The sequence below is a fragment of the Thauera aromatica K172 genome (assembly GCF_003030465.1).
Classification (GTDB): Bacteria; Pseudomonadota; Gammaproteobacteria; order Burkholderiales; family Rhodocyclaceae; genus Thauera; species Thauera aromatica.
Map to the genome: position 1 here is coordinate 3,202,059 of NZ_CP028339.1, position 26,982 is coordinate 3,229,040.

Annotated in this window: 20 protein-coding genes; 3 read left to right on the plus strand and 17 right to left on the minus strand. The window is 68.3% G+C overall.

Features of this window, described 5'->3' with window-relative positions:
* The first annotated feature begins 103 nt into the window (after window positions 1–103).
* The gene (locus Tharo_RS15145; RefSeq protein WP_107222459.1) at window positions 104–661 is read left to right on the plus strand and encodes a hypoxanthine-guanine phosphoribosyltransferase; all 558 of its coding nucleotides are present in this window, start codon (window positions 104–106) and stop codon (window positions 659–661) included.
* A 15-nt stretch (window positions 662–676) separates the two neighbouring features.
* On the plus strand, window positions 677–1,018 hold the full coding sequence (locus Tharo_RS15150) for a DUF1840 domain-containing protein (RefSeq protein WP_107221925.1): 342 nt from the start codon (window positions 677–679) through the stop codon (window positions 1,016–1,018).
* A gap of 127 nt (window positions 1,019–1,145) precedes the next feature.
* Here Tharo_RS15150 and Tharo_RS15155 read toward each other — a convergent pair whose 3' ends face one another.
* The 15 genes from Tharo_RS15155 to Tharo_RS15225 form a co-directional block, all read right to left on the minus strand.
* Window positions 1,146–2,324: an MFS transporter gene (locus tag Tharo_RS15155; RefSeq protein WP_107222460.1), complete on the minus strand. Its 1,179-nt coding sequence runs from the start codon at window positions 2,322–2,324 to the stop codon at window positions 1,146–1,148.
* Between the two features lie 67 nt (window positions 2,325–2,391).
* Window positions 2,392–4,374: an acetoacetate--CoA ligase gene (locus tag Tharo_RS15160; RefSeq protein ID WP_107221926.1), complete on the minus strand. Its 1,983-nt coding sequence runs from the start codon at window positions 4,372–4,374 to the stop codon at window positions 2,392–2,394.
* 251 nt (window positions 4,375–4,625) lie between these two features.
* Window positions 4,626–5,636 (minus strand): WD40/YVTN/BNR-like repeat-containing protein, encoded by a 1,011-nt coding sequence (locus Tharo_RS15165; RefSeq protein ID WP_107221927.1) that lies wholly within the window; start codon window positions 5,634–5,636, stop codon window positions 4,626–4,628.
* Window positions 5,637–5,649: 13 nt separating this feature from the next.
* Window positions 5,650–8,043 (minus strand): efflux RND transporter permease subunit, encoded by a 2,394-nt coding sequence (locus Tharo_RS15170; RefSeq protein WP_107221928.1) that lies wholly within the window; start codon window positions 8,041–8,043, stop codon window positions 5,650–5,652.
* Between the two features lie 80 nt (window positions 8,044–8,123).
* Window positions 8,124–9,866, minus strand: coding sequence for a DUF1302 domain-containing protein (locus tag Tharo_RS15175; RefSeq protein ID WP_107221929.1), 1,743 nt, complete (start codon window positions 9,864–9,866; stop codon window positions 8,124–8,126).
* 89 nt (window positions 9,867–9,955) lie between these two features.
* Window positions 9,956–11,323, minus strand: coding sequence for a DUF1329 domain-containing protein (locus tag Tharo_RS15180; protein WP_107221930.1), 1,368 nt, complete (start codon window positions 11,321–11,323; stop codon window positions 9,956–9,958).
* 283 nt (window positions 11,324–11,606) lie between these two features.
* Window positions 11,607–12,059, minus strand: coding sequence for a Cif family virulence factor (locus Tharo_RS15185; RefSeq protein WP_245880921.1), 453 nt, complete (start codon window positions 12,057–12,059; stop codon window positions 11,607–11,609).
* Between the two features lie 60 nt (window positions 12,060–12,119).
* On the minus strand, window positions 12,120–12,506 hold the full coding sequence (locus tag Tharo_RS15190) for a c-type cytochrome (RefSeq protein WP_245880922.1): 387 nt from the start codon (window positions 12,504–12,506) through the stop codon (window positions 12,120–12,122).
* Entirely contained in the window at window positions 12,506–14,032 is a 1,527-nt protein-coding gene (locus tag Tharo_RS15195) for a flavin monoamine oxidase family protein (RefSeq protein ID WP_107221931.1), read from the minus strand. Before Tharo_RS15195 ends, Tharo_RS15190 begins: the two co-directional genes overlap by 1 nt.
* A gap of 296 nt (window positions 14,033–14,328) precedes the next feature.
* Complete coding sequence (locus Tharo_RS15200; protein ID WP_107221932.1) at window positions 14,329–15,300, minus strand: helix-turn-helix domain-containing protein; 972 nt, start codon at window positions 15,298–15,300, stop codon at window positions 14,329–14,331.
* A 40-nt stretch (window positions 15,301–15,340) separates the two neighbouring features.
* Window positions 15,341–16,378, minus strand: coding sequence for a TRAP transporter substrate-binding protein (locus tag Tharo_RS15205; protein ID WP_107221933.1), 1,038 nt, complete (start codon window positions 16,376–16,378; stop codon window positions 15,341–15,343).
* 117 nt (window positions 16,379–16,495) lie between these two features.
* Window positions 16,496–17,506, minus strand: a complete 1,011-nt coding sequence (locus Tharo_RS15210) for a fumarylacetoacetate hydrolase family protein (RefSeq protein WP_107221934.1) — start codon at window positions 17,504–17,506, stop codon at window positions 16,496–16,498.
* Window positions 17,507–17,555: 49 nt separating this feature from the next.
* Window positions 17,556–17,780, minus strand: coding sequence for a DUF2783 domain-containing protein (locus Tharo_RS15215; protein WP_107221935.1), 225 nt, complete (start codon window positions 17,778–17,780; stop codon window positions 17,556–17,558).
* An 11-nt stretch (window positions 17,781–17,791) separates the two neighbouring features.
* Window positions 17,792–19,474 (minus strand): FAD-dependent oxidoreductase, encoded by a 1,683-nt coding sequence (locus Tharo_RS15220; RefSeq protein ID WP_107221936.1) that lies wholly within the window; start codon window positions 19,472–19,474, stop codon window positions 17,792–17,794.
* A 43-nt stretch (window positions 19,475–19,517) separates the two neighbouring features.
* Window positions 19,518–20,480 (minus strand): MBL fold metallo-hydrolase, encoded by a 963-nt coding sequence (locus tag Tharo_RS15225; RefSeq protein ID WP_107221937.1) that lies wholly within the window; start codon window positions 20,478–20,480, stop codon window positions 19,518–19,520.
* 207 nt (window positions 20,481–20,687) lie between these two features.
* Here Tharo_RS15225 and Tharo_RS15230 point away from each other — a divergent pair, with 207 nt between their 5' ends.
* Window positions 20,688–21,524 carry an IclR family transcriptional regulator gene (locus Tharo_RS15230; RefSeq protein ID WP_107221938.1) on the plus strand — a complete coding sequence of 279 codons (837 nt, stop codon included), beginning with the start codon at window positions 20,688–20,690 and terminating at the stop codon, window positions 21,522–21,524.
* 22 nt (window positions 21,525–21,546) lie between these two features.
* On the opposite strand, the gene Tharo_RS15235 is transcribed toward Tharo_RS15230, so the two are convergent.
* Both Tharo_RS15235 and Tharo_RS15240 read right to left on the minus strand, forming a co-directional pair.
* The gene (locus Tharo_RS15235; RefSeq protein WP_245880923.1) at window positions 21,547–23,316 is read right to left on the minus strand and encodes a putative bifunctional diguanylate cyclase/phosphodiesterase; all 1,770 of its coding nucleotides are present in this window, start codon (window positions 23,314–23,316) and stop codon (window positions 21,547–21,549) included.
* A 74-nt stretch (window positions 23,317–23,390) separates the two neighbouring features.
* Complete coding sequence (locus tag Tharo_RS15240; protein WP_107221939.1) at window positions 23,391–26,930, minus strand: EAL domain-containing protein; 3,540 nt, start codon at window positions 26,928–26,930, stop codon at window positions 23,391–23,393.
* Window positions 26,931–26,982: the final 52 nt, after the last annotated feature.

A 26,982-nucleotide genomic window follows, 5' to 3' on the forward strand; every position in this document is an offset into this window, starting at 1 on the left:
CCGGGCGCAAGCGCGGAGGAGAAAGCGCCCCTATCCGGCCGCACCCCGATCCGCAGCCCCGGTTCACAGTAAAATGCGCTTCACCTCCAGCGCAGATCCTGCCATGTCTCCCGACCTCGAAGAAATCAAGCGTGCCCGCGAACAGGCCGACTGCCTCGCCGACGCCACCACAGTGGAGGCCGCGCTCGAGCGCATGGCGAGCGAGATCAGCGCCCGCCTCGCCGCGCGCAACCCACTGGTGTACGTGGTCATGAACGGCGGCCTGATCCTTGCCGGCCGCATCCTGCCGCGCCTGCCCTTCCCGCTCGAAGTGGCCTACCTGCATGCCACCCGCTACGGCCATGCACTGCAAGGCGCCCAGCTCGACTGGCACGTGCGCCCCACCCGGAATTTGCGCGGCCGCACCGTGCTGGTCCTCGACGACATCCTCGACGAAGGCCACACCCTGAACGCGATCATCGGCCACCTGAAGGAAGAAGGCGCGGACGAAGTCCTCTCCGCGGTACTGGTGCACAAGCTCCACGAGCGCAAGGCCTACCCCGGGATGCGCGCCGACTTCAGCGGCCTCGACATCGCCGACCGCTTCCTGTTCGGCTGCGGCATGGACTACAAGGGCTACTGGCGCAATGCGCCCGGCATCTACGCCGTCAGGGGTTCATAGACAAGGAGCACACCGATGCTGGTCACCTTCAAATCCGCCGCCAGCGCCGACGTCATCATGTTCGGCGCCATTGCGCGGACCCTCATCGACATTCTCGGCAAGACTGCGACCGGCGACAGCGGCATCGTCACCGTGCCCCAGTTGCCCGAAGCCATCACCCGCCTGCGGGCGGCCATCGACGAAGACCGCGCCCGCCAGGCCGAACGCCCGCACGATCCGGATGCCGAGGCCCAGGCCCGCGAAGCCGGCCGCAGCGGCATGGCCGCTCCGGTCAGCCTGGCGCAACGCGCCTGGCCGCTGCTCGACATGCTCGAAGCGTCGCTGCGCGAGAACGTACCGGTGGTCTGGGGCACCTGAAGGCGCTCCCCCCACGGCAACCGCGGGGTCCGGCCTCCGCGATGCGCTCCCAGGAAAACGCCGGACCGCCCTCCGTTTCCCTGCCCTCCTCGGCGGGCGGAAACGGCAAAGCCGTTTCCAGGGGCGCTCAGAGACGCACGCGCCGGACCAGGCCCCACGCCACCAGCGCCGTCGCCACCCCCGACAGCCACACCCCGTTGGTCATCGGGAACAGGGTGCCGTCCACCACCCGGCCAAGCCCACTGCCCATGCCGAACGCAGCCAGCATCATCAGGAAGCCGCTGAGCGCCGAGGCCGCGCCGGCCGCCTGCGGGAAAGGCCCGACCGCGCCGGCCTGACCGCAGGCCTGATGGATGCCGTGGCCGACGGCGAACAGCCAGATCGCCGGCATCAGCCCCATCGGCGTGTGCGCGCCGGCGAGCGCGAGCACGCCGAGCAGCGTTCCGCCGGCCGCAGTCAACCCGCCCCCGACCATCACCGTGCGGATCACGCCGAGGCGCAGCAGCAGATAGCGGCACAGCACGGTGCCCGCCAGGTAGGACCCCGTCATCGACACCATGAGCAGGCCGTAGCCGAGCTTGGACAATCCCATCAGGGTGATGAAGACGAACGACGACATCGCCAGGATGGTGAACAGGCCGGCGTAGGAAGCCGAGGCCAGCAGGGTGAACGCCCAGAAGGTCGGGTGACGCAGGATCCGCGCCCAGGTCCGCAGCAGGGTCGCGGGCGCCAGCGCGTGCGGATTCGGCGCACTCAGCGTCTCCCTGAAACGCAGCGCGACCAGCGCGAGCGTGCCGGCGGCGAATACCGCCGGCGCGAGCAAGGTGACGCGCCAGCCGAACACTTCAGCGAGAATGCCCCCGATCGGCAGGTTCAGGCAGGCGATCACGCCCAGGCCGGTGAGCCCCTTGCTGATCACCCGCGCGCCGACCTCGGGAGTGTAGAGGTCGCGGACCAGCGCCCGCGCGCACATCACCGATGCTCCCATCGCCGCGCCCTGGATGATGCGCCAGACGAGGAGCGTCTCCATCGACGCCGCGAACGCGCTCGCCGCCGCGGCCACCGTATAGCCGGCAAGCCCGATCAGCAGCACCGGGCGGCGGCCGAAGCGGTCGGAAACCGGCCCCCACACCAGTTGCGACAGGCCGAATGCGAGCAGCATCGCCGACAGGGTGAGCTGGGCCTGCGCCAGCGACGCCCCGAACTCGGCGGTAATCGCCGGCAGCGCGGGCAGGTAGAGGTCGGTGGTGACCGGCTGGATGCCGAGCAGCAGCGACAGTGCGAGCACGACCAGGTTGGCGCTCATCACGGAATCGGCGGCTGCGGCGCGGCGCCCGTCAGCGGCGGCCGCAACCGACAGGGAAGAGGTATTTTCAGGCATCGAGTTCTGGACGATTGCGGAAGTACGCCAGCGCCTCGGGGTTGGCGAGCGCTTCCTGGTTCTTCACCGGACGGCCGTGCACCACGTTGCGCACCGCCAGTTCGACGATCTTGCCGCTCTTGGTGCGCGGAATGTCCGCCACCTGCAGCACTTTCGCCGGCACGTGGCGCGGCGTGGTGTGCTCGCGGATGGTGCGCCGGATGCGCTCGACGAGCGCTTCGTCGAGCACCAGGCCTTCGCGCAGCTTGACGAACAGCACCACGCGCACGTCGCTGGGGTTCTGCGGCGGCCAGTCCTGGCCGATCACCAGGGATTCGACCACTTCGGCAAGCTGCTCGACCTGGCGGTAGATCTCGGCAGTGCCGATCCGCACCCCGCCCGGGTTGAGGGTCGCGTCCGAGCGCCCGTAGATCACCACGCCGCCGTGCGCAGTGAGCTCGCAGAAGTCCCCATGGCACCACACCCCGGGAAAGCGCTCGAAGTAGGCGGCGCGGTACTTGCTGCCGTCGGGGTCGTTCCAGAAGCCGACCGGCATCGCCGGGAACGGCCGCGTGCACACCAGCTCGCCCTTCTCGCCACGCAGCGGGCGGCCGTCCTCGTCCCACACCTCGACCGCCATCCCCAGGCCGCGGCACTGGATCTCGCCGCGCCACACCGGCCGCACCGGGGAGCCGAGGACGAAGCAGGAGACGATGTCGGTGCCGCCCGAGATCGACGACAGCTGCAGGTCGGCCTTGATCTCGCGATAGACGTAGTCGAAGCCTTCGGCGACCAGCGGGCTGCCGGTGCTCAGCAACACGCGCACGGTGTCGAGGCGGTGGCTTTCCCGGGGTTTCAGGCCAAATTTCGCCGCGGCGTCGAGGAACTTCGCCGAGGTGCCGAAATGGGTCATGCGCTCCGAATCGGCGTAGTCGAACAGGATCCGGTTGGCGGCGGCGAAGGGCGAGCCGTCGTAGAGCAGCACGGTGGCTTCGGCGGCGAGCGCGGACACCAGCCAGTTCCACATCATCCAGCCGCAGGTGGTGAAGTAGAAGACGCGGTCGCCGGGCTGGACGTCGGCATGGAGGCGGTGCTCCTTGAGGTGCTGCAGCAAGGTGCCGCCGGCGCCGTGCACGATGCACTTGGGCACGCCGGTGGTGCCCGAGGAGTACATGATGTAGAGCGGGTGGTCGAAGGGCAGCGCGGCGAACTCGAGGTCGTCGACGAGGCGGAACGGGGCGATGAAATCCGCGTACATGCGTGCGTGCGGCACGTGCGACAGATCGTGGTCGTGGTGCACGTAAGGGACGACGACGACGCGCTCGACCGAGGGCAGCCCGCCGACGATCTCGCCCAGCTTGCCGAGCACATCGACGGTCTTGCCGTTGTAGTAGTAGCCGTCGCAGGCGAGCAGCACCTTGGGCGCGGTCTGGCCGAAGCGGTCGAGCACGCCCTGCACGCCGAAGTCGGGCGAAGCCGAAGTGAACACCGCGCCGATGCTCGCCGCCGCGAGCATCGCGATCACCGTCTCGGGCAGGTTCGGCATGTAGGCCGCGACCCGGTCACCGGCGACCACGCCCTGGGCGCGCAGGGCGGCGGCGAAGTGGGCGACCGCCCGGTACAGTTCGGCGCGGGTGAGGCGGTTGTGCACCCGGTCCTCGCCCCAGAACACGATCGCATCCTGGTCGTCGCGCGCGCGCAGCAGGTTCTGCGCGAAGTTCAGCCGCGCGTCGGGGAACCACTGCGCCCCGGGCATGCGATCGGCGTCGACCAGCACGCGCTCGCCGCGCGCACCGATGACGCCGCCGCTGCCGCCCTCGCCGTCCCACACGCTGACCCAGAACTGCCCGGGCTGCGCCACCGACCACGCGTACAGCGCATCGTAGTCAGGCAGGGACACGCCCCAGCGCTGCTCGGCCGCAAGGCGGAAGGCGGTGACGGTGGCGTTCGCCACGCGCTCGGCGGAGGGGGTCCAGAGGGGGGAATCGGTACTCATCGGCGACGGTCTCCAGAAGTTTTATCGTGCGCGCAGAGGGTGAGGCCGACTCTAGCGCCAAATTCGTTACTGGTCAATTTATTCATCAATAACGAATAACGCACGCCAATACGCTTCCGCCGGCACCATAGCAGAGCCACGCCCCCGCCGCCCGGCGGATCGGCCCGCAGGAGCACGCCCTAGCCGGGCGCGCAAAAAAAAACGGCCCCGCAAGGGACCGCAGACAGCGCGCGCGGCGGCCAGGCCGCCGCTCACTCTTCCGGCAACACACCATTCCGCGAGAATACCAGCGCCTTGCCATCGACCGCGAGGACCGCCGTCAAACCAAGGCGGTCTTCGCGCTGAAGGGCGGTGAACGTCCGCCCCCGGTCGCGGCTTTCCAGACTCACTCCGTCCAGCCCGACCGCCAGCACGCGATCGTCAAGCTGGGCGAGATCGGTGATCGAACTGCGCGTGGCCCCCCCGGTGGACTGCCAGCTGTCGCCGTGGTCGGTGCTGCGGTAGATGCTGCCACGCAGACCGGCGACGATCAGGGTGCCGTCGTCGAGCGCAGTCCCGCTCCAGAACGTGCCGCGGTAGCCGGTCGGATGCCAGGACCAGGTCTCGCCACCATCGGTCGAGCGCAGCACGCTGCCGCGCTCGCCGGCGATGAACAGATCGCCACGCGGGCTCTGGAAAATGCGCATCAGGTTGGCGTCGGCGCGCGCTTCGCCCGGCGGCGCGGGCAGCTCGACCTCCTCCCAGCTGCGGCCGCCGTCCCGCGTGCGCAGCATCAGCGCCCACAGTCCGACCGCGATGCCGTTTTGCGGATCGGAAAAATGCACCGAGAACAGCGGCCGGTCTTCGGCGGTATCGACGCGCTGCACACGCCAGGTCTCTCCGCCGTCGGCCGTGTGCAGGATCGTCCCCCAGTGCCCCACGGCCCAGCCGTGGCGCGCATCGGCGAAGCTGACCGCGGTCAGCATCGCGTTCGCCGGCACTCCCGCAGACTGGCGCCAGGTCCGCCCGCGGTCGTCGGACAGCAGCACCACGCCGCGGTCGCCGACGGTGACGATGCGCTCGCCCGCATGTGCCGCGGCGAGGATCATGGTGCGCTCGGCGAACGGCGAAGGCTCGGCGGCGCGGGGGGCGAAGGCCGCACTCCCCGCCGCGGCGTCCTGGGCGAAGGCCGCGGGCGCTGCCAGCAGCGACAGCGCGCCGGCGAAAGTAGCGACGAGCGCAGCGACGGTGCGCGTGCGGCCCGGTTTCAGTTCGATGTCCATGCTTTCTCCCGAATCAGTGGGCCAGGATGCCGGGCGCCCGGACCGGGCCCTTGCGCGGGAACAGCCGCTCCAGCCAGACCGCGAAGGCGGGCAGCGCAGTCATCGCCATCACCATGTTGACCATGAACATGAAGGCCAGCAGCTTGCCCATGTCGGCCTGGAACTTGAGCTCCGAGAACATCCACGTCGCCACCCCGACGGCGAGCGTGATCGCAGTGAAGATGGTCGCGGTGCCGACCTCGAGGATCGAGTGCTCGAGCGCCTTGACGATGTGCTCGCCGCCGGCGAGGTGCAGCTGCAGCCGGTTGTAGATGTAGTAGGCGTAATCGACGCCGATCCCGACCGCCAGCACCATCACCGGCAGGGTTGCCACGGTGAGCCCGATTTCGAGCTCCTTCATGAACCAGTAGCCGATGAAGGTGCCCACGGTGAGCGGCAGGCAGCACGCAATCACGGCGCGGAAATCGCGGTACATCAGCGCCACCAGGACCATGATCGCGGCGTACACGTAGAGCATCATCGGCAGCTCGGACTTGTGCACTTCCTCGTTGACCGCGGCCTGCACGCCGGCATTGCCCGAAGCGAGGCGGATGCGCACCTCGGCTTCCTGGTCGCGGGCGCGGAAGGCCTTCACTTCCTCGATCACGCGGTTGATCGTGGTCGCCTTGTGGTCGGTCAGGAACAGGTGCACCGCGGTCATGCTGCAGTCCTTGTTCATGAAGCCGCGCACGCGGCCGATCTCGGTCGCCAGCGCCGCGTAGTTGCCGGGGTCGATCGGCACCACCGACATCTTCGGGTTGCCCTCGTTGTAGCCCTCGTTGTAGGTGCGCAGTTGGCCGGAGAAGGACAGCGCCGACAGCACGCCGGGGACGTACTGCATCGCGGCGACGAAGCGGTCCTGGTAGTGGCCGACAACGACGTTGTCGCAGGCCTCGGGCGGCGCCTCGAAGATCACCGTCAGCCAGTCGAGGCCGGTGTCGTAGTTGGTCGCGATCGACACCGCGTCCTGGTTGAAGCGCGCCTCGGCGCGCAGCTCGGGCGCGCCCGGCTGCACCGTGCCGATCACGCGGTCGTGGCTCTGCCACACCGCGACCACGAACACGGTCAGGGTCAGGCCGATCACGATCGCGGCGTTGCGCGGCTCGGCCACGCGCGCCAGCACGCGCAGCCAGCCCGAACGCTTCTCGCGCTTGAGCACCGCCTTGTCGGCGTACTCCTTGGTGAAGGTGAATAACGAGGCCGCCAGCGGCAGCATCACCAGGTTGGTGACGATCTTGTAGCCGACGCCGAGCGAGGCGGTGATCGCCAGCTCGCGCACCATCGGGATCGGAATCAGGATCAGGGTGATGAAGGAGACGAAGGCCGTCACCAGCGCCAGGGTGCCGGGAATCAGCAGGCCGGTGAAGCTGGCGCGGGCGGCCTCCTCGGTGGATTTGCCGTGGGAGAGCTCGCGCACGATGAAGTTGATCTGCTGCACGCCGTGCGAGACGCCGATCGCGAACACCAGGAAGGGCACCAGCACGGCGAGCGGATCGAGACCGTAGCCGAGCAGCTTCAGGGTACCGAACTGCCACACCAGCGAAGTCAGCGAGCACACGATCGGCAACAGGGTGAAGCGCACCGAGTGACAGTACCAATACACCGCGAGCGCGGTCAGCACCAGGGCGATGAGGCAGAATTCGAGCACCGCCGAGGCGCCGTCGGCGATGTCGCCGATCTGCTTGGCGAAGCCGATGATCTGGATCTCGAACTGGGCGTCCTCGAACTTCGCCCGCAACTCCTCGAGCAGGTGGTTGTAGGCGACGTAATCGAGCGCCTTACCGTCGCGGTCGGCCTCGTGCAGTTCGGCGACGATCATCGCGCTGCTCTGGTCGCGCGACACCAGGGTGCCAACGAAGCCGCCCTGGCTCGCCGCGCGCTGGATCCCAGCGATGATCTCGGCATTGAGATCGGGCGGCGTGATGGTGCCGGAGATCAGCGGGTCGGCGCGAAAGCCCTCCTCGGTGATCTCGTTGACGAAGGAATTCGGCGTCCACAGCGACTGCACGCCGAGACGGTCGATGTTGGGCAGGAAGCTGACCGCCTGGGTCACTTCGTACAGGCGCTCGAGCCCGGCCGGCGTCCAGATGCTGCCCTCGCGCGCCTTGACGACGATGTTCAGGCGGTTGGCGCCGAGGACGTCGTCGCGGTACTGGTTGAAGGTCTGGATGTACTCGTGGCCGATCGGCATCTGCTTCTCGAAGCCGGCGTCCATGCGCAGCTGGAGGGCGTAATAGCCCATCAGCGCAGTGAACAGCGCGAGCAGGACGAGAATGCTGCGACGAAAACGGAAGCACAGATCTTCCAGCCAGCGCAGGTACTTGGTCAGGAAGCTGTCAACGTCGCTGACGCTGAAAGGATTGAGCATGGTCGGGCGTACCGGTCGGGGGTGGGGTCAAGGGGGATGACACCTGCCGGGGGCGGCTCGAGCCGCCCCCGGGGCGTCGCTCAGAAGTTTCTCGAGATGAAGCCGCCGACGAAGTCTTGATCCTTGTAAGGCGCACTGAAGGAGTGGTCGCCGCCCCAGAAGGTCGTGTAGTTGATGCCGGCCTGCCAGGTCATCGGGTTGCGGTTGAACAGCACGTAGAAGTTGGCCGACTTCGCCCCCTCCATCCAGTTCGCCATGAAGTTCGGCGTATTGCCATCCACCGCGTGGGAGAAGAACACGCCCGGGATCACCTGCCAGCCGGGGATGATCGTGCTGTCATAGACCAGGCTGAAGTCGAACATGTAGCCCCACGACAGCTTGTCACCCACGCCTTTGGGCGCGGTCCATGCGCCGGAGGCCGGCAGCTGCTGGTAGGTGATGCCGTTCTGGGTGCGGGTGAACACCTTGTCCTTGTTCACGCCCGGATACGCGATCGCGACCGCTTCGCCGAGGAAGGTGGCGGTCTGCGCGCCGACCAGATCGAGGAACCAGCCATGGTCGCCCGGCGTCAGGCTGAGAATGCCGGTGAGATGGAGCTGGTAGCGTTCCTTGTCGATCGAGCTGTTGCACTCGACGCCGTACTCGAGGCCGTCGCCGCTGCCGTCCATGTTCATGCACGCGCCCAGGGACACCGCATCGTCGGGCCGGTACGACAGTTCCGCACCGACCGCCCAGTTGCCGATCGACGTGTTGGCGCTGATGCCGTACAGCTCGCGGTCCTCCTCGAAATACATCCGCGTGCCGCTCACATCGCGGTTCCAGTACTGGACGTTGGGCGTCTTGTCGTGGAAGCGCTGGTAGTAGAAGCCGAGATCGACGTCGACGCCTTCCGGGCGGTACTTCAGCGACACGCCGAACTGGCCCGAATCGCCCGGCTCATCGTCGCTGAGCACCGGGAAGGCGGTGCCGTCGGCGATCATTTCGGCGCGTTTGGCCGCCAGCGTCGAGCGCGTCACCCGCCCGCCTTCGGCGAGGATCTGGCTGGCCGGGTCGGGAGCGAAGTAGAGAAAATCCTCGCGCCCCTTGTCGAAGGTATCGCTCTGCGAGAAGTACGTGCCCGAGGGCGGGAAGCTGTAGGGCTTCCACTGGAACTGGTAGTAGGCCTCGAGGTTCAGCCCATTGCCCAGGCCGGCAGCGAAGCTGATCGCCGGCGACGGCAGGAAGGCCTCCTTGAGCTGGACCCCGGGCGAAGACAGACGCTGCAGGTCCATCGCGACGTTGGAGTTGATGCCGCCGATCATGAACAGGCTCTCGCCCCAGCTCACCACCTGGTTGCCGAAGCGCACCCGGCCGCGGCGCTCGCCGATGTCGAGTTCCTTGCTCACCCACAGGTCGTAGAGGCGCACGTACTGGCCCACCGCACGCTTGGCATCGCCGTCGAGCGGGGTGCGTGCGGTCTCGTCGGCGGCGAAATCGTACAGCCAGCCGACCCGGCCCATGAACTTCCACTCGTCGGGGAAGCTCAGCAGCAGCTCGTGCGAGCCCTTCAGGTGGGCGGTAAACAGGTCGCCCTTGTCGTAGTTCAGCCTGCCGTCGTCGCCGTTGCCCCACACCGCGGTATTGGCGCGATCGCCGCAGGAGGTGGACACGTCGCCGTGATGGCTGCAGCTCTGGTCTTCGACGCGCTGACCGAAACCCAGGGTGAGGGTGGAGTCGAGCGAGCCGCGGACCGAACCGCTCTCGAACTGGAAGGCGTGGACCGCGGGAGCGCAGGCACCGGCGACAGCCAGCCCCAGCACCAGTTTTTTCAACTGTGTCGTCATGATCGTTCTCCGCAGAGCTGCCCGCCGGGCCGGATGCCGGCCGCGGCGCGAAAGCTCGGGTGAGGTTCAGGAAGGGAAGGGGCGGCGCCTCAGCGGTCGCTGATCGCGCGCAGGTTGTCGGGGGTGTAGAACGCGTCCTTGAACTTCGGATCGTCGGCTTCGACCGACCACGACATGTCCTTGCCGGCGCCCATGCCGGCCTGGTCGAACAGCACCCGCCCGGAGTTGAGGTCGTACTGGACGAAGGCCGGGTTGTCGCAGGAACCGGTCTCGGCGACCGGGATCACGAAGCTTTCGCGCATTTTCCACAGCTTGCCCTGGGCATCGTAGTCCTCGGCGGCCATCAGCGACCACGAGTCCTCGTCGAAGTAGAAGCGGCGCTTCGGCGCGACGTGGCGCACGCCGTCCTTCACCGTCGCTTCCACCACCCAGACGCGGTGCAGCTCGTAGCGCGTCGCCTTCGGATCGACGCCGTCGGCGGTGATGACCTTGCGCCGATCGACGTTGGGGTCGTACATGCCGAAGCCGCTGTAGCCGATGTACATCTCCTTCTTGCCCACCAGCTTCCAGTCGAAGCGGTCGGGGGTGCCGTTGAACACGCGCGGCTCATCCAGCGTGTACTGGTTCTCGAAGCCGACCTGCGGCGCATCGTAGGAGTAGCTCGGCATGCGGCGCACGCGACGCTGACCGGGGAAGTAGTAGAAGACGTCGCTGGTCTTGTTGAGGTAGGAGCTGACGATCAGCGCCTGGCCGGCGAGCGCAGTCGGCGAGGTGTAGTTGAAGTAGGTGTGATACTCCACCGGCGGCAGCTCGCTCAGCTTGTGCGAACCCTTCTTGCCCCAGGGATAGTAATAGGCCTGGGTGGAGCCGGCCTCGACCCAGTCGCCCCCGCTGCTGCGCGGCGAGAGCATGATCCACAGCGCCTTCATGTCGAGGCCCACGCCGACGTACTTCATCTTGGCGTTCCACAGCACTTCGATGCCGCTCTTGGGCAGCGGGAAGGGGACGCCGGGCACGGTGGCTTCAGCCAGACTCCAGCCGTCGGCGCCGATCTTCGCGGCACCGACGTTGGCCTTGGTGTTGGCCTGGACGAAATCGGGCGACGAGCAGTAGCGGCGGCTCGGATAGACCTCCAGCTTGTAGTTCTTGAACGCCTTCATCACCGCGATCTGGCCTTCGCTGAGCTTGTCGGCGTACTTGTCGGCGTTCGAGGCGTCGATCGTGAACAGCGGCTTGTCGTCCTTGTACTTGAAGAAGTCGACCCGCGGCTGGCCGTAGGTCCAGCCCGGCTTCAGCGCACCGCCCTCATCCCACGCCGGAATGCTGCCGTCGCTGTTGGCCGCACGTTCACCACCGAGCGGGGTGAGCTCCTTGCCCAGGCTGGCGGCATCGGCAGCCTGGGCGGCAGGCCCGGCCAGCAATGCGCAGGCGAGCGCAGTCAGCTTGAAGAACTTCATGGATGTCTCCTCTTCTCTTGGATTTTGTTCGGACGAGAGCCGGCATGCGCCGGCACCCTCCCCGCCCGTCGGCGATGAACGTCGCCCCGATGAACGTCGTCCTCTTCGTCCCCTTTCGTCCTCTTCGCCAGCCTTGCGGACCGGTGAATGCCGCTAGACTAGACCCGCGGTGTAAACCGCCTTTTGGTGAAATGTGCCGATTTGTGCGCAGTTGTAGCGGACGCGATACAGCCCGCCAACAGCGGTCGCGCACGGCACTGCCACTGCCGGCGCGACCGCCGCCTTACATCCGCCCCATCAGGTAGGTTTCCGCCACCACCCGCCAGCCCGGCGCCTTGCGCGCCCACACGAACAACGCCCGCACCTGGTAACGGGGCGCGGAGGCGTCGTCCGGCGCGCAGTCGTAGGTCACGAACGAATAGCCCAGCGCGCCGGACTGGCCGCGCGCCGGGTCGGGAGTCAAGGTGCAGCTGCGCGTGGTCCTGACGATCTCGGCGATCACCGGCATCAGCGCCTCGCGCCCGCGCACCGCCGCGGGGCTGCCTTCGCCGGCCAGCACGATGTCGTCGTCGTAGAGTTCGCGGAACCAGCGCGCGCCGTCGCGCGCCTCGATCGCCGCTTCGACCGCGCGATAGCGCTCCGCGAGCGCAGCATCGAAATCAGCGGCATCGTCGGCAATCGCCGCACTCGACAGCATGCAGGCGGCAAGCAAGGCGGATAGGGTGGGGAATTTCATGGGTGTCCTCCTGGCCGGGAACGGCCATCGATCGGGAAAAATCGGCTTTGCCCGGGCGCCTCAGCGCCGGGTCTTGAGGTAATCGATCACCGCCTGGCGCGCCGCGGGATCCTTCAACCCGGCATAGGCCATCTTGGTGCCCGGCGCGTAGGTCTGCGGAGCCTCCAGCCACTGGTGCAGCTCGGCTTCGGTCCACCGGCCCGGGCGTTTTTTCAGCGCGCACGAAAAAACGAAGCCGGGGGCAGCAGCGATATCGCCGCCGAACACGCCGTAGAGGTTGGGCCCGACTCCGTGCGCCCCGCCCGCACTCGCCGCATGGCAGGGCGCACACTGCACAAACGCGGCCCCCTCGCCTGTCGTTTCCCCGCCTGCCGCCTGCGCGGCGGCCGCCAGCGCGCAAAGGAGCGCCACCGCCGCGCGGCGGCGGATCTTCGTCGTCATCGCCATCACGCGCTCCTGCCCCCGCCCTCGCGGCGCAGCTCGACGGCCACCGCCTGCCCGACCTGCAGGCCGGACTCGATCGCGCCGTCGATGAAGCCGCGCCAGCCGGTGGCGATGTCGGCACCGGCGAAGAACAGCCGGCCCTCGCGTGCACGCAGATCGTCCAGGTAGGCACCGAACTGTTTCGGCCGGTAGGTGCACCAGGTCCCCTGGGAATAGGGGTCGAGCGCCCAGTCGTAGCCCAGCACCTGCTCCACCGTGAGGTGGGGCAGGAACTTGCGGATGAACGGCTCCACCACTTTCGGGTCGTTCAGATCCACCTTGCCGCCGGCGGGCGGGCCGAAAGCCACCAGCACGCCGCCGTCCGCGCCGGGCTGCTCGGTGAACACCATCGTGAACAGCTCGGTCTCGGGCGCGAAGAAGAGCAGCGTCTCCAACCGCCCCTTGACCTTCAGGTACAGCTTGTGGCCCTTGCCGGCATGGTGCTCTTTCGCCATCGCCTGCTTGGCGGAATGCAGCGGCGGGGAGAACTCGATCATCCCCGCGGTGTTGACCGGCACGCTGACGACGGCGTAGCGCGCGTCGATACGTTGCTCCTCTTCGGTAACCAGCGTCACGCCGGTGGCCGACTGCCTGACTTCGGCGACTGCCGTCGCCAGCCGGGTCTCGAAGCCGCCATCCTCGGCCATGCGTTCGATCAGCGCCGCAGTGCCGTCCTTGAGCTTGTAGCGCGCGCAGCTGTACAGCAGCCGGGCCGCGTCGCCATCGACCAGCGACCACCAGCGCAGCATCTCGGTATAGGCGGCGGTGTCGATGCGGCCGTGGCAGTTGGTCGCCATCATCGCGTTCATCAGGTCGCGCTGGGCCGGGCTCATCTCGATCTGCGCCATGCGGTCGGCGATCGACAGGTGGTCGAGGGCGCGCCCCGCGGCCGGCAAGCCGGGGACGAAGGGGCGCGCGAAGACCTTGCCGGTATCGGCGTGGAAGCGCTTGAGCGCATCCTCGAGCAAGGCCCAGTTCTCCATCACCGGGATCTCCAGCACCTTGCCTGCCGACATCCACAGCACCCGCTCGGGGTGGGCGACGCCCGGCGACTCGGCGATCTTCATGCCGTAGCGCATCACCTCGGCCCACACATGAGGCTGGGAGTAGTGGATCCAGGTCCCCCCGAGCTCGACCTTCTTGTCGCCGAAATTCGAATAGAAGGTCCGCCCGCCGAGGCGGTTGCGCGCCTCGAGCAATACCACCTTCGCTCCCCGCTGCGCCAGCTCACGCGCCGCGGTGACGCCGGCAAAGCCGCCGCCGATGACGGCGACGTCGTAGTGGGCATCTCCTGGCGCACTCCGTGGTGCACTCGCCGCCGCATGTGCGGCAAGCGGCAGCGCGGTGGCGGCGGCAGTGGCCGCCGCCGTCTTGAAGAAGCGGCGGCGGGAAGGATCGGGCGTCCCGGCGCCGAGCTCCGGCGTGGTCGCGGTGGCGGCAGGTGCGACGGGGTCGGCCGCCCCCCGCCTGCGCGGTGGTGAACTGTTCATGCTGGCTGTCTCCTCATTGACCGCCACGATCGGGCGCGGCGGTTCGTTTCCAAGCGATGCGGGGGCCCGAGGGGCGCCCGCGAGACAGTCTAGGACGCACCCGCGCCCGCCCGTTATCCACTTTCGGCAGGAATTCATGCTGCGCCGCACACCCACCGCCACCGGCCGGGAGGGGGCGCGGACCTGCGCGGGCGGGGCCAAAATGCACGCCAGCGACACCGGATCGAGGGACGCGAATCGAGGCGCAGATCGAGAGACAGACGGGCGGCCTCGGAGGCGCCCGCGCGACCTTCGGCTCAGCGCCCGGCGCCCGTCGCAGCCCGGCGGCGGGTCGCGGAAGGCAGCTCGCCGAACAGGCCGCGGTAGTACCCGGAAAATCTCGGCAGGTGCCAGAACCCCCAGTGCGCGGCGATGTCGCCGATCGCAGCCGCTGGCTCGGCGGGGCCGGCGATCAAGTCGCGGCGGGCGCCGTTGAGGCGGACGCAGCGCAGGAACTGTGCGACTCCGAGGCCGGCGAGGTCCTCGAACGCATACTGCAGGGCGCGCCGCGACACGCCGAAACGGTGACAGAGCTCGGCCACCGAAGGAGGCGCGCCCGGATGGTCGAGGACGTATTCGCGCACCCCGCGCACCAGCCGGCCCCGGGCGCTGGGCTGGAGCGCCCATCGATCGCGCACCGAGCCCGGCGCGAGCAGGTCGAGAGCGAGCGACAGCACGTCGTCGCGCATCGCCTGGCGGCTGGCGTGGAAATCGAGCAGCTCCGGCTTGCGTTCGAGTGCGCGGAGGATTTCGAGCAGGCCGTGGCGCAGCCGTCCGGCCGCGGACGGGCGCACCAGCACGCGCGAGCAGGCAGCGGCAACGCCCGCGCGCAAAGCCTCGCCGCCCTGCCCCGCGGCCTCCAGGAGCAAGGACTCGGCGATGCTCGCGGAGACGATGTCCATGCCGCCGCGGCAGAACATCTCGAATTCCCGCCCTCCCGGCAGGCAGGTCACGGCGTCACCGGCCAGCGGCATGCCGCAGTAGAGACCGGCCCGGCCCGGCGGCACGGGAACACCGATCGACACCATGCCCGGCGCATTGGCACCGCTGGTGAACACCGACTGCGAGCCTTTTTCCCACAGGACTTCGAGGCCGGGGCCGATCCAGACTTCGCGGACCCGGCCCTCGAACAGCCCCGGCGTCATCTGCTCATAGACTGCCGACCAGGCCGTCAACTCCCGACCCAGCTCGGCCACGTCCCGGATCGGCGTACCGCGCCCGGCATTCATCGGATCACCCCCATCCGCCCCGGACAGGAAGGCGCCATGCCTACTTGCTGTACTTCTTCACCAGGCTGCGCGCGGTACCGAGCATTTCCTCGCCGGGCAGGCCCTTGGCGCTCATTTCCTTCGCCCAGTCGTCGGCGAGGCGCTCGCCGAGGGCCAGCCATTCGGCCGCGGTGTCGGCGGGGATGGTGTTGAAGCGGTTGCCGTGCTCGACCGCCTGCTGGCGTGCGGCGGACGCCGAGTCGTCCCAGGCCTTGCCGATCGAGGCGGAGAAGTCCGCCCCGGAGTTGGCGTCGATCACCTTTTTCAGGTCGTCGGGCAGGCTTGCGTACCTGGCCTTGTTCATCGCGACGATGAACGACGTGGTGTACAGCGCCGGCAGGGCGGGATCCATTTCGGAGTGGTACTTGGTCAGCTCGTGCAGCTTCAGGGTCGGGATCACCTCCCACGGCAGCACGTAGCCGTCGACCACGCCCTTGGACACCGCTTCCGGCGTCTGCGGCGCGGGCATCGCCACCGGCGTCGCCCCCAGTTCGGCAAGCATGCGGTTGGTGAGGCGGGTCGGCGCGCGCATCTTCAGCCCGCGGAAGTCCGCCGGCTTCTCGATCGGGCGCGTGTTGTTGTGGATCTGGCCGGCGTCGTGCACATGGAAGGCCAGCGGCTTGACCGCAGCGAACTCCTTCGCGCCGAAGCGCTGCGCATACTCCCACGCCGCCCGGCTCGCGCCCTCGGCATCGCGGATCAGGAAGGGCAGGTCGAACACTTCCATCGACGGGAAGCGCCCCCCGGTATAGCCGGGCAACGTCCATACGATGTCGGCCACTCCGTCGGCGACCTGCTGGTAGAGCTGGCCCGGCGTGCCGCCGAGCTGGGTGCCGGGAAAGATCTGGCACTTCAGGCGGTTGCCCGACTCGGCGGCGATCTTGTCGCACCACGGCTCGAGCACCTTCTTCTGGCTCATCGCCGTCGCCGGCCAGAAATGGCCGACCTTCAGGGTGATGGTTTCCTCGGCCTGGGCCGCAGCGGAGCCGAACAGCATCGCCGTGGCGGCCAGGAAAGAGCTCAGGGTGTGCTTGTTCATCTGGGACTTCCTCGAAGTGACAAGACCGGCGGACGGACGCCGGGAACGAACGCGAACGCCTGCCGGCAGCCTTTTCGGGCTGCCGGCAGGCGTATGGAGCCGGGCCGCGCGCTGCGCTCAGGCCTTCAGCGCGGCGACACGGTTTTCGATCGTACCAAAAATGCACTCCCCCGCCGCATCGAACATTTCGATGCGCACGGTATCGCCGTCGCGCATGAACGGGGTCGCCGGCTCGCCCTGCTCGATCGTCTCGTAGGTGCGCAGCTCCGCCAGGCAGCAGTAGCCGACACCGCCGTGCTCGATCGACGAGCCCCACAGGTCGCCCTGCTTGTTCGACACCGTCCCCGAGCCGATGATCGAGCCGGCCTCGAGCGCGCGCGTCTTCGCCACGTGGGCGACCAGCCGACCGAAGTCGAAGCTCATGTCCACACCGGCGTTCGGCTTGCCGAACAGCTTGTCGTTCAGATGCACCACCAGCGGCAGGTGCACCTTGGCGTCCTTCCACGCCGCGCCGAGCTCGTCGGGCGTCACCGCCACCGGACTGAAGGCCGAAGCGGGCTTGCTCTGGAAGAAGCCGAAGCCCTTCGCGAGCTCATTCGGGATCAGGTTGCGCAGCGATACGTCGTTCACCAGCATCACCAGCCGGATCGCCTGCGCCGCCTCTTCCGGGCTCGCCCCCAGCGCCACGTCGCCGGTGACCACGGTGACTTCGGCCTCGAAGTCGATCCCCCAGGCCTCGTCGGCCACCACCGCGTCGCGCGGGCCGATGAAGCTGTCCGAGCCGCCCTGGTACATCAGCGGGTCGGTGTAGAAGCTCGCCGGCACTTCGGCGTTGCGCGCGCGGCGCACCAGTTCGACGTGGTTGAGGTAGGCCGAGCCGTCGGCCCACTGATAGGCGCGCGGCAGGGGCGAGGCGCAGGCGGCCTGGTCGAAGGGCTGCGCGTCGACCGCGCCGCTGTTGACCGCCTCGTACACCTGGCGCAGCTGCGGCTCGCACACCGTCCAGTCGTCGAGCGTGGCCTGCAGCGTGCGCGCGATCGCCGGCACCGCACGGCAGCGGGTGAGGTCGCGGCTGACGACGACCAGGGTGCCGTCGCGGCCGCCGTGCTTGAGGGTGGCGAGTTTCACTGGAACATCTCCTTGCTGCGGCAGGCCGCGTGGTGGAGTCAGGGGCGCTTCAGACGCCTTCGCGGGCGATCTGCATCGCCTCGCGCAGCACCGAAATATCACCGATGTGATTGGCCAGCAACAGGATCAGGCGCGCATTGACGATCGCGCTCTGCTCGTCGCCGAGGTCGCGGTGGGTCTCGATCAGCGCCTCGTAGAAATCGTCGCCGGGGGAGAACGCACGGAAATAGCGCTTGCCGGGTTCGAACAGATTGGGCTGGGTATTCAGGGCCATCGCAGTCTCCTTTACGCGTTGCAGGTGGCACGGGCGAGGGCGGCGCGCACCTTCGCGGGGTCGAACGTGCGCCAGCGCGCGGCGACGTGCTGGTCGGGGCGGACCAGGTAGGCGGTGCCCGGCTCCAGGTCGTAGCGCTCGCGGACGCGGTCCTTGGCGTCGATCAGGGTGCGCAGCCCGCCCGGCGCCGCGCCGCGCGCCGCGACCACGATCGGCTCGATCGGGATCGCGCCTTGGTTGAGGCCGTGCAGCGCATCGATCGTCGCCGGGTCGAGCGCCGCGGCGTCGGTCACGTAGTACAGCAGCTGGAAGCGGTTGCCGAGCGCCAGGAGAAGCCACGGCTGGCCGGCCTCGCCGCCGTCGACGGGAGCGTCGTCCAGCGGTGCACCGGGCACCATGTTGCCGGCGAAGGGCTCGCCGTCAGGGGTGTTCAGGCACGACTCGGTGAGGAAGCTGGGCACCGACAGGCGGCCCGAATTGACCAGCGCGCGGGCGAACGGATAGTGCTCGGCAAGACCCAGCACGGCGTTGCGGAAGGTCTTGCTGACCGTGCTCTTGGGGGTGATGAAGTCGGTCGAGCGGGTCGAGTTCATGATGTTCTCGTCGGCGGCGAAGACGCGCTCCTCGCTGTAGCTGTCGAGCAGGGAGGCCGGCGCCTTGCCGTCGATCACCAGCTTGAGCTTCCACATCAGGTTGTCGGTGTCCTGGATGCCGGAGTTGGCGCCACGCGCGCCGAAGGGCGAGACCTGGTGCGCGGCGTCGCCGACGAAGAGCACGCGGCCGTGGTTGAAGCGGTTCATGCGCCGGCACTGGAAAGTGTACACGCTGACCCATTCGAGCTCGAACTCGCGGTCCTCATTTCCGTTGCCTCCGAGCATCGCCTTGATCCGCGGAATCACGTTCTCGGGCTTCTTCTCCTCTTCCGGGTCGGCCTGCCAGCCGAGCTGGAAGTCGATCCGCCAGACGTTGTCGGCCTGGCGGTGGAGGAGCACCGACTGGTTGGGGTGGAAGGGCGGGTCGAACCAGAACCAGCGCTCCGTCGGGTATTCCGCCTTCATGACGACGTCGGCGATCAGGAAGCGGTCGTAGAAGACCTTGCCTTCGATGTCCAGCCCCAGCATATGGCGGATCGGGCTGCGCGCACCGTCGGCTACCACCAGCCAGTCGGTGGACAGCGTGTAGGCGCCGTCGGGGGTCTCGACGCGCAGCGTGGCCTGCTCCGCGGCCGGGGTCACGCCGATGACATTGTTCTTGAAGCGGATCTCCAGGTTGGGCAGCTGGCGCGCACGTTTCACCAGGTAGTCTTCAAGGTAATACTGCTGCAGGTTGATCATCCCCGGGCGGTGGTGGTCGGGCTGCGGGCAGAGGTCGAAACTGAATACTTCCTCTTCACGGAAGAAGGTGCGGCCGACGTTCCACGACACCCCCTTGGCCACCATCTCCTCGCCGCAGCCGAGGCGGTCGAGCACTTCGAGCGCGCGCTTGGCGTAGCACACTCCGCGCGAGCCGATCGACACCGTGTCGTCGTTGTCGAGCAGCAGCACGCGCTGGCCCTGCTGGGCGAGGTCGATCGCCGCGGCCAGGCCCACCGGGCCGGCGCCGACGATCACGATCGGGTAATGGCCGTCGCGCTCCTCGGCGATCTCGGGGGGACGGACGTATTCGAATTTCGGGTATTTGAACGTGCTCAGCACGAGGGTCTCCTCCTGTTTTTCGATCGGTGCCGGTCGTGCGGCCTTACTGCTGCAGTGCGTGCCACATCTGCTGATCGCGCTCGGCAGTCCAGATGCGCGGGTCGCGGATGCCGCCGGCCTCGTCATGGGCGCGGGTGACGTCGAACGGCAGGCAGTGCTCGTAGATGAAGACCTGGCCGAACTTCGGGTCCATGTTCTTGCGCGTGTGGGCCATCGTCGCCTTCAGGTCCATGCCCTGCGCCACCGCTTCCTGTGCGCTGCGGTACAGCGTGGTCACGAAATCGCGGGTGTAGGCCAGCCCGGCCCGGACCTTGTCCGGCGTCATCAGCGCCGGGCCGCGGCCGGGGACGAGCTTGGCGAAGTTCATCGCCGCCAGGCGGTCCAGCGTCTGCGGCCAGTCGGCAAGGTAGGCGTCGCCGGTGTAGCAGGCGGCGTCGGCCTCGACCAGGTCGCCCGAGAAGCAGATGTCCTGGGCGGGCAGATAGACGATGGTGTCGCCCTTGGTGTGGCCGCGCCCGAGCTGCTTGATCTTCACTTCCAGCTTGCCCAGCCACAGCGTCATCTCGCCGGTAAAGGTCATCGTCGGCCAGGTCAGCCCGGGCACGCTCTCGACCGCCTGGAACAGGCGCGGAAAGCGGCCGATCTCGGAGTCCATGTCCTGCTGGCCGCGCTCGACGATCAGGTCCCGGGTGTCCTGGCTGGCGATGATCTGCTCGAGGCCTTCGTCCTTGTAGCCCGAGGCGCCGAGCACGCGTACCGCATGGTAGTGGGTGAGGACGACGTACTTGATCGGCAGGTCGGTGAGCTCGCGCACCTTGGCGATCACGCCCTGCGCCGCCACCGGGGTGGCGGTGGCGTCGATGATCATCACGCCGTCGTCGCCGATGATGACGCCGGTGTTGGGATCGCCCTCGGCGGTATAGGCGTAGGCGTTGTCCGAGAGTTTTTCCCAGCTGATCTGCTTTTCCTCGAGGTCGGCCTGGGAGGCGAATTGCTTGGTGTTCATGTTGGTCTCTCCGTTGTGGGTCGGGCGATGGGCAGATCATAAGCACGAGTTCGCTTATGGTCAATACGTTCGATATTGTTAAATTCTCTCGAACGCGCCATCATTGCCCTGGAGCACCGCACAGTGCGGACGGCTTCACGTTAATATCCGCGCGATTGGGAGAAGACGATGGCGGAAAGCAAGCGGACCGGATCACCGACAGACGACATGGCGGAGGCGCCGGGGACGGACGCGCCCGCGATCGAACGCGCCGACCGTCGCGGCATCCAGTCGATCGAAGTGGGCGGCGCACTGCTCCAGGCGCTGGTACGCAACCCCCGGCCGATGATGCTGAAGGATCTCGCCCGCGAAGCCGGGATGCCGCCGGCGAAGGCCCACCCTTACCTGGTGAGCTTCGGCAAGCTCGGCCTGATCGAGCAGGACGCCCATAGCGGGCGCTACGCGCTGGGTCCGTTCGCGCTCCAGATCGGCCTCACCGCGCTGCACGCGCTCGACCCGCTGAAGGCGGCGATGCCCGAAGTGGCGAAGCTCGCCGACGACATCGAGCTCAACGTGGCGATCGCGGTGTGGGGCAACCTCGGCCCGACCATCGTGCACATCGAGGAGTGCCGCAAGCAGATCCACGTCAACATGCGCCCCGGCACGGTGATGACGCCGCTGCTGCTGTCGGCCACCGGGCGCGTGTTCGCCGCCTTCCTGCCCGAGCGCATCATCCGTCCGCTGGTGCAGGACGAACTCGCCCGCTTTGCCGCCGCCGACCAGCCCGCCCTGCGCCTGTCCCAGCGCCACGCCGACGAAGTGCTCGGCGAAGTCCGCCGCCAGCGCCTGGCACGCGCGCTGGGCAATCCGATTCCCGGCATCAACGCCTTCTGCGCTCCGGTGTTCAATGCAACCGGCGGCCTCGCCCTGGCGATCACCGCGATGGGGCCGGCAGGCAGCTTCGACCCCGAGTGGGACGGCGACACGGCGACCCGGGTCAAGGCCTGCGCCGAGGAAATCGGCCGCCGGCTGGGAAACTGCGGCACCCCGAGCGCCATCCCCTGACGCCCCCTCGCCCCGGGCGCGCTCAGCCCTGCTTCACATAGGCGCCGCGGACCAGCTCGCACGCCGCCGCGGCCGGCACCGGGCGGCTGAGGTAGTAGCCCTGCACGACGTCGCACCGTGCGGTCTTCAGATGGACGATCTGCTCGAGCGTCTCGACCCCTTCGGCGACCACGCACAGGCCCAGCTTGTGCGCCAGAGCGACGATCGACTCGACGATCACCGCGTCGCTGGGGCGGTTGCGGATGTCGCACACGAAGGCGCGGTCGATCTTGATCGTCCCGATCGGCATCGAGCGGATGTAGTTGAGGTTGGAGAAGCCGCTGCCGAAGTCGTCGAGGGCGATCGACAGGCCGAGGCCTTCGAGTGCGGCCAGCACCCGGCCGGCCTGTTCGACCGATTCCACCAGCCCGGTTTCGGTGACTTCCGCTTCGAGCAGCCGGCCTTCGAGCGCGTGCGCCTCGAGTTCGTCCCGGATGAAGGCGCACAGATGATCGTCCTCCAGCTGGCGGGCGGACACATTGAACGCGATCGGCACCAGCGCCAGCCCCTCGGCGCGCCAGGCGGCCTGTTGCCGGATGCAGGCGCGCACGACCCACTTGCCCAGTTCGACGATCTGGCCGGTCTCCTCGGCAAGGGCGACGAAGTCCTTCGGGAAAATCAGCCCGTGCTCGGGGTGTTGCCAGCGCACCAGCGCCTCCAGGCCGACGATGCGGAAATCCGACAGCCGCACCTTGGGCTGGAAGTGCAGCACCAGCTCTCCTTCGGCGATCGCCCGCGGCAGGCGCTGCTCGAGGCTGAACAGCCAGTCGCCGGCGCGGTTGAGGGAGCTGTCGTAAAAAGTGATGCGGGCACCGCCCGCGCGCTTCGATTCGTACATCGCCGCATCGGCGTTGCGGCACAGGGTGCCGACATCGACACCGTCGCGCGGAAAGACGGCGATGCCGATGCTGGTGCCGACTTGCAGGTCGTGGCCGTCGAGGTCGGTGCAGGGCTGGCCGATCGCATCGACGAGCTTGGCGGCAAGCCGTTCGGCATCGGCGACATCCGAAAGCTCGGTCAGCAAGATGGCGAATTCATCGCCGCCCATGCGCGCGATCACGTCCGAGGCGCGCAGCGCCTTCCTCAGCCGTGCCGCGACCGCCTGCAGCAGCAGGTCCCCGACGTGGTGCCCGAGCGAGTCGTTGACGCCCTTGAAACGGTCGAGGTCGAGATACAGCAGCGCATAGTGGCGCGCATTCCAGCGCGCCTGCCGCAGGTGCTTCTGCCCCAGCTCGTTGAACATCCTGCGGTTGACCAGCCCGGTGAGGGGGTCGCAGGCCGCCGCCTCGACAGCACGTTTTTTCTCGTCCTCGAGCAGCACCAACCGTTCGCGCCCGCGTCGCGCCCCTTCGTCGAGCACGTGCAAGCGCGCTTCCTCGCGGCGCAGGACGAGCGCCAGCCACAGCACCGCCCCCAGCAACGCCATGCTCAGCGTCGCCAGCAGCGGCGGCCCCGACAGCGCCCGCGGCCGCGACAGCGCCGCCGGCACGGCCGGAACCGTTGCCCCGCCTTCGCCGAGAAGTCCGGCGACGCGCCCCGTCATGGCCAGCGCGATTTCCCGCGCGGGGAGGGCCGCCGCAGCCTGCGCGGAGTCGACGCGCGCCTGCCGCTGCTCGCCGACCGACCACCCCGCCACCGCGACGATCGCCAGCGCGATGCCCAGCGTCAACGCCAGCGGCAGCCGCCATCCGCCCTTGCCTGCCCAGCCCAGGGCGCAAGCGACGAAACCGCGATCAACGCGAACCGATGCCATCGAGACCATCCCCGCACAAAAAGAAGCCCGGGGATGGTGAGCCCTGCATGTTGCAGGGACGTGTCACGCGCGGGTCAGGCCGTCCGGGCAGGCAGCGCCTCGACCGCCGCGAGCAGGCGGTCGCGCAGGTGGTGCAGTTGCTCCAGCCCGGCACGCGCCTCGCCGGCGCGGCCGTCCGCATGCAATCCCACGAGGGTATCGCCGAGGGCGTGGATCGCGCCGTGCAGCGCACCGATCTCATCGAGCGCCGACGGCCGCTCGCCGCTACCGGACTGCGCATCCAGCCATTTGCCGAAACGGCACTGGTGCGCAGCCAGGACCGGCGGCGTGTCGCGGGCGCCGGCCAGATAAGCCTCGATGCGCGCCACCCAGGCGCGATGTTCGACGCACGCATACAGCCCGGGCAGCGCCTCCGGCGGCAGGCGCGGCGTCCGCACCCAGGTCGGCGCCGGGCGCCAGCGCGACACCCAGGGCAGGACCTCGCCGGCCGGCATCGGGCGGGCGATGGCATAGCCCTGCGCCAGCTCGCACCCCAGCTGCAGCAGCATCCGCCCGTGCGCTTCGGTTTCCACGCCCTCGGCCACGGCCTCGCGGTGGAATGCGCCGGCCAGCCCCATCACCCCCTCCAGGATGGCGAGATCGTCCGGGTCGTCGAGCATGTCGCGGACGAAGCTCTGGTCGATTTTCAGCGTCCCGGCGGAGAGCTGCTTGAGGTAGGTCAGCGAGGAATAGCCGGTGCCGAAATCGTCGATCGCGAAGCGCACGCCGAGCCGGGCGCATTCGTCGATGACCCGGGAGACGTGCTCGATGTCCTCGAGCGCCGAGCTCTCGAGCACTTCGAGCTCCAGCGCCTGGGCCGGCACCCGGGGATGGGCCTCCAGCAACGCCGTCAGTTCGTCGATGAAATCCGCCTGCTGCAGGTGATGGCCGGCGACATTGACGCTGACCGCGAGCAGCCGGCCCTCGGCCTGCCAGCGCTCGATCTGGGTCAGCGCGGCATCGATCACCCAGCGCCCGAGCTCGACTTCGAGCGGATGCTGGACGAGGTGCGGCAGGAACGCGGCCGGCGGCAGCAGGCCGTGTTCGGGGTGCTGCCAGCGGATCAGGGCTTCGGCGCCGAGCACCACGCCGCTGCGCATGTTGACCTTGGGCTGGTAATGGAGCACGAACTCACCGCGCTGCAGTCCCTCGCGGATGCGGTCGAGATGCCCGTGGCGGATACGCTGGCGGTCGTCCGCATCCACATCGAAAGCATGGTAGCGGTTCTTGCCGGCGAGCTTGGCCTGGTACATGGCCTGATCGGCCTGGCGCAGGAGCTGGTCGGGATCGACTTCCTCGCGCTGGGGGTAGGACGTGGTGCCGATGCTGCCCGACACCCTCAGCATCCGGTGGTCGATCTCGACCGGCTCGGCAATGGCGCCGAGCAGGCGCTGGAGCACGGCGTGGCCGCTCTCGCCCGGAAGCTGTTCGGTCAGCACCGCGGCGAACTCGTCGCCGCCGAGGCGGGCGACCGTGTCCTGTTCGCGCACGCAGGCCTTCAGCCGGGTGGCGATCTCGCTCAGCACGCGGTCGCCGGTCTCGTGCCCGTAAGCGTCGTTGATCGCCTTGAAGCCGTCCAGATCGATATAGGCGAGCACCACCCGCGCGCTCGCCCGCCGCGCATGCGCCATCGCCTGATCGAGGCGGTCCGCGAGCAGACTGCGGTTGGGAAGGCCGGTCAGTTCGTCGAAATACGCCAGGTGCTCCAGCCGGGCCTCGCTCTCCTTCTGCCGCGAGATGTCGGAAAACACCGCAACGTAGTGCCGGACCGCGCCATCGGCCCCGCTGACAGCGGAAATGGTCAGCAATTCGGGAAACACCTCCCCCGATTTGCGCCGGTTCCAGACCTCGCCTTCCCAGAACCTTTTCTCGTTCAGGTCGTGCCACATCGCGGCATAGAACGCCTGGTCGTGCAGCCCGGACTGGAGAAGGCGCGGGTTTTTGCCGAGGACTTCGTCACGCTCGTAGCCGGTGATCCGGGTGAAGGCGTCATTGACGTCGAGGATGCCGCCTTCCGCATCGGTGATGGTGATGCCCTCGCGCGCATGGCTGAACACGCTCGCCGCCAGTTCGAGGCGGGCTTCGGCCTGCTTGCGTTCGGTGACGTCCTGCAGCCTCGCCTGCACCAGGAGGCGGCCGTCGAGTTCGGTGCGGCTGAGGCGGATGTCGGCGATGAACAGGCGGCCGTCATCGACCCTCCGGTGGATCCACTCGAACGACGGCTTGCCGCCTTCGAAAGCTTGCGCAATGTACCGGTCCGCCGTGGTCAGAGAACTCTCGCCGCTGGCCTGCAGCTCGGGCGACAGGCGCGCCGGATGCACGCCCACGAGCGCGTCCCGGTCAGGCGCGCCGAACATGCGGACCGCCGCCGGGTTGCAATCGACGATGATGCCGCTGTCGATGACGAGGATGGCTTCGCCGGTCGACTCGAACAGGGTCCGGTAGCGGGCTTCCGAGTCGCGCAGCGCCACCGCCCGCTGGCGGACGCGCTGCTCGAGCAGCAGGTTGGCTTCGCTGAGCGCCTGTTCGGCCTGCTGCCAGCCCCGGCCGAAACGCAGCGCCATGGCCAGCCCGAGCAGGCCGGTCAGCACCACCACCGCGGCGAACAGCCCGGCCGTGCTCCATACGTGCGCCGCGATCTGGTCATAGACCTGCTGATCGTGCTGGAACAGGAACAGCCGCCAGCCGCTCGCCAGTTCGGCGTCGAACGCCCCCCAGGCCGTCTGTTCGCCATCGACCAGGCGCATGAAGCGGACCGGCGTATGCCGTTCCAGATCCGCCGCATGCGCCACTCCGCCACCGAACGGCAGGAAGAGATCGGTCGCATCCCGCCCCGCCGCGACATTGAAGCGGGGATGGGCGGCGAGCGCCGGCAGCCGCCCCTGCGCCAGGCGCGCCGGATCGCTATGGGCGATCGGCGTTCCCCGCCGATCGACCAGCACCGCCATTCCGAACGGAGCGATCCGGTCCCGGGCGAGGAGCCGGGACAAGCGCTCCAGATGCATCACTCCGCCCAGGTGCAGGATGATCGTCCCCCGTGCATCGCGTACGGGAAGATCGAACGCCACCGCCGGGACGCCGTCGGCGCCGACGAAACTCTCCGAGATCACCAGTTCGCCGGTGTTGCGGGCCTGCTGGAAATACGGCCGGTCGGCCAGGCTGTGCTGCTTCAGCCCGCGCTGCACGGAAAAAGGGTGGGCGAGGTAATGCTCCCCTTCGGGAGTGAGGACGAACAGCACCGAAAACACGCCCTGGGCCCGCAACTGTTCGAGAATGCGCCGCTTGCCCTCGTCGAGCGCCTCGGGCAGGCCGTTGATCGCCGGATCGATGCGGGCGCGTTCGGCCAGATGGCCGAACTCCGGCGCGCTGGCGGCGAGGCGCAGCTGGTCGACCGCGAAACCGATGTCCCGGTCCACGCCCGCAGCCAGCGCCGCGACCAGGCTGCCGTGGTCCTCGCTCCAGCGCGCATAGGCCCAGTCATCGAGCAGGCCGCGCAAAACGACCAGCACCAGCACCAGCGAAAGCAGGACCGGAACACTGACAATCGCAATGATGTGCCATCGTCTCAGCGGCATTCAGGCCTCTTTCCGGTCGTGGACTGGAACCAGTCTACAGGATATGCCGGAG

Bases quoted from the DNA above. Each gene is read 5' to 3' on its own strand.
- Tharo_RS15225 (WP_107221937.1), bottom strand. From the start codon at position 20,480: ATGAACACCAAGCAATTCGCCTCCCAGGCCGACCTCGAGGAAAAGCAG.
- Tharo_RS15165 (WP_107221927.1), bottom strand. From the start codon at position 5,636: ATGGACATCGAACTGAAACCGGGCCGCACGCGCACCGTCGCTGCGCTC.
- Tharo_RS15240 (WP_107221939.1), bottom strand. From the start codon at position 26,930: ATGCCGCTGAGACGATGGCACATCATTGCGATTGTCAGTGTTCCGGTC.
- Tharo_RS15180 (WP_107221930.1), bottom strand. From the start codon at position 11,323: ATGAAGTTCTTCAAGCTGACTGCGCTCGCCTGCGCATTGCTGGCCGGG.
- Tharo_RS15185 (WP_245880921.1), bottom strand. From the start codon at position 12,059: ATGAAATTCCCCACCCTATCCGCCTTGCTTGCCGCCTGCATGCTGTCG.
- Tharo_RS15235 (WP_245880923.1), bottom strand. From the start codon at position 23,316: ATGGCATCGGTTCGCGTTGATCGCGGTTTCGTCGCTTGCGCCCTGGGC.
- Tharo_RS15200 (WP_107221932.1), bottom strand. From the start codon at position 15,300: ATGAATGCCGGGCGCGGTACGCCGATCCGGGACGTGGCCGAGCTGGGT.
- Tharo_RS15150 (WP_107221925.1), top strand. From the start codon at position 677: ATGCTGGTCACCTTCAAATCCGCCGCCAGCGCCGACGTCATCATGTTC.
- Tharo_RS15175 (WP_107221929.1), bottom strand. From the start codon at position 9,866: ATGACGACACAGTTGAAAAAACTGGTGCTGGGGCTGGCTGTCGCCGGT.
- Tharo_RS15195 (WP_107221931.1), bottom strand. From the start codon at position 14,032: ATGAACAGTTCACCACCGCGCAGGCGGGGGGCGGCCGACCCCGTCGCA.
- Tharo_RS15215 (WP_107221935.1), bottom strand. From the start codon at position 17,780: ATGGCCCTGAATACCCAGCCCAATCTGTTCGAACCCGGCAAGCGCTAT.
- Tharo_RS15230 (WP_107221938.1), top strand. From the start codon at position 20,688: ATGGCGGAGGCGCCGGGGACGGACGCGCCCGCGATCGAACGCGCCGAC.
- Tharo_RS15160 (WP_107221926.1), bottom strand. From the start codon at position 4,374: ATGAGTACCGATTCCCCCCTCTGGACCCCCTCCGCCGAGCGCGTGGCG.
- Tharo_RS15205 (WP_107221933.1), bottom strand. From the start codon at position 16,378: ATGAACAAGCACACCCTGAGCTCTTTCCTGGCCGCCACGGCGATGCTG.
- Tharo_RS15145 (WP_107222459.1), top strand. From the start codon at position 104: ATGTCTCCCGACCTCGAAGAAATCAAGCGTGCCCGCGAACAGGCCGAC.
- Tharo_RS15190 (WP_245880922.1), bottom strand. From the start codon at position 12,506: ATGGCGATGACGACGAAGATCCGCCGCCGCGCGGCGGTGGCGCTCCTT.
- Tharo_RS15170 (WP_107221928.1), bottom strand. From the start codon at position 8,043: ATGCTCAATCCTTTCAGCGTCAGCGACGTTGACAGCTTCCTGACCAAG.
- Tharo_RS15155 (WP_107222460.1), bottom strand. From the start codon at position 2,324: ATGAGCGCCAACCTGGTCGTGCTCGCACTGTCGCTGCTGCTCGGCATC.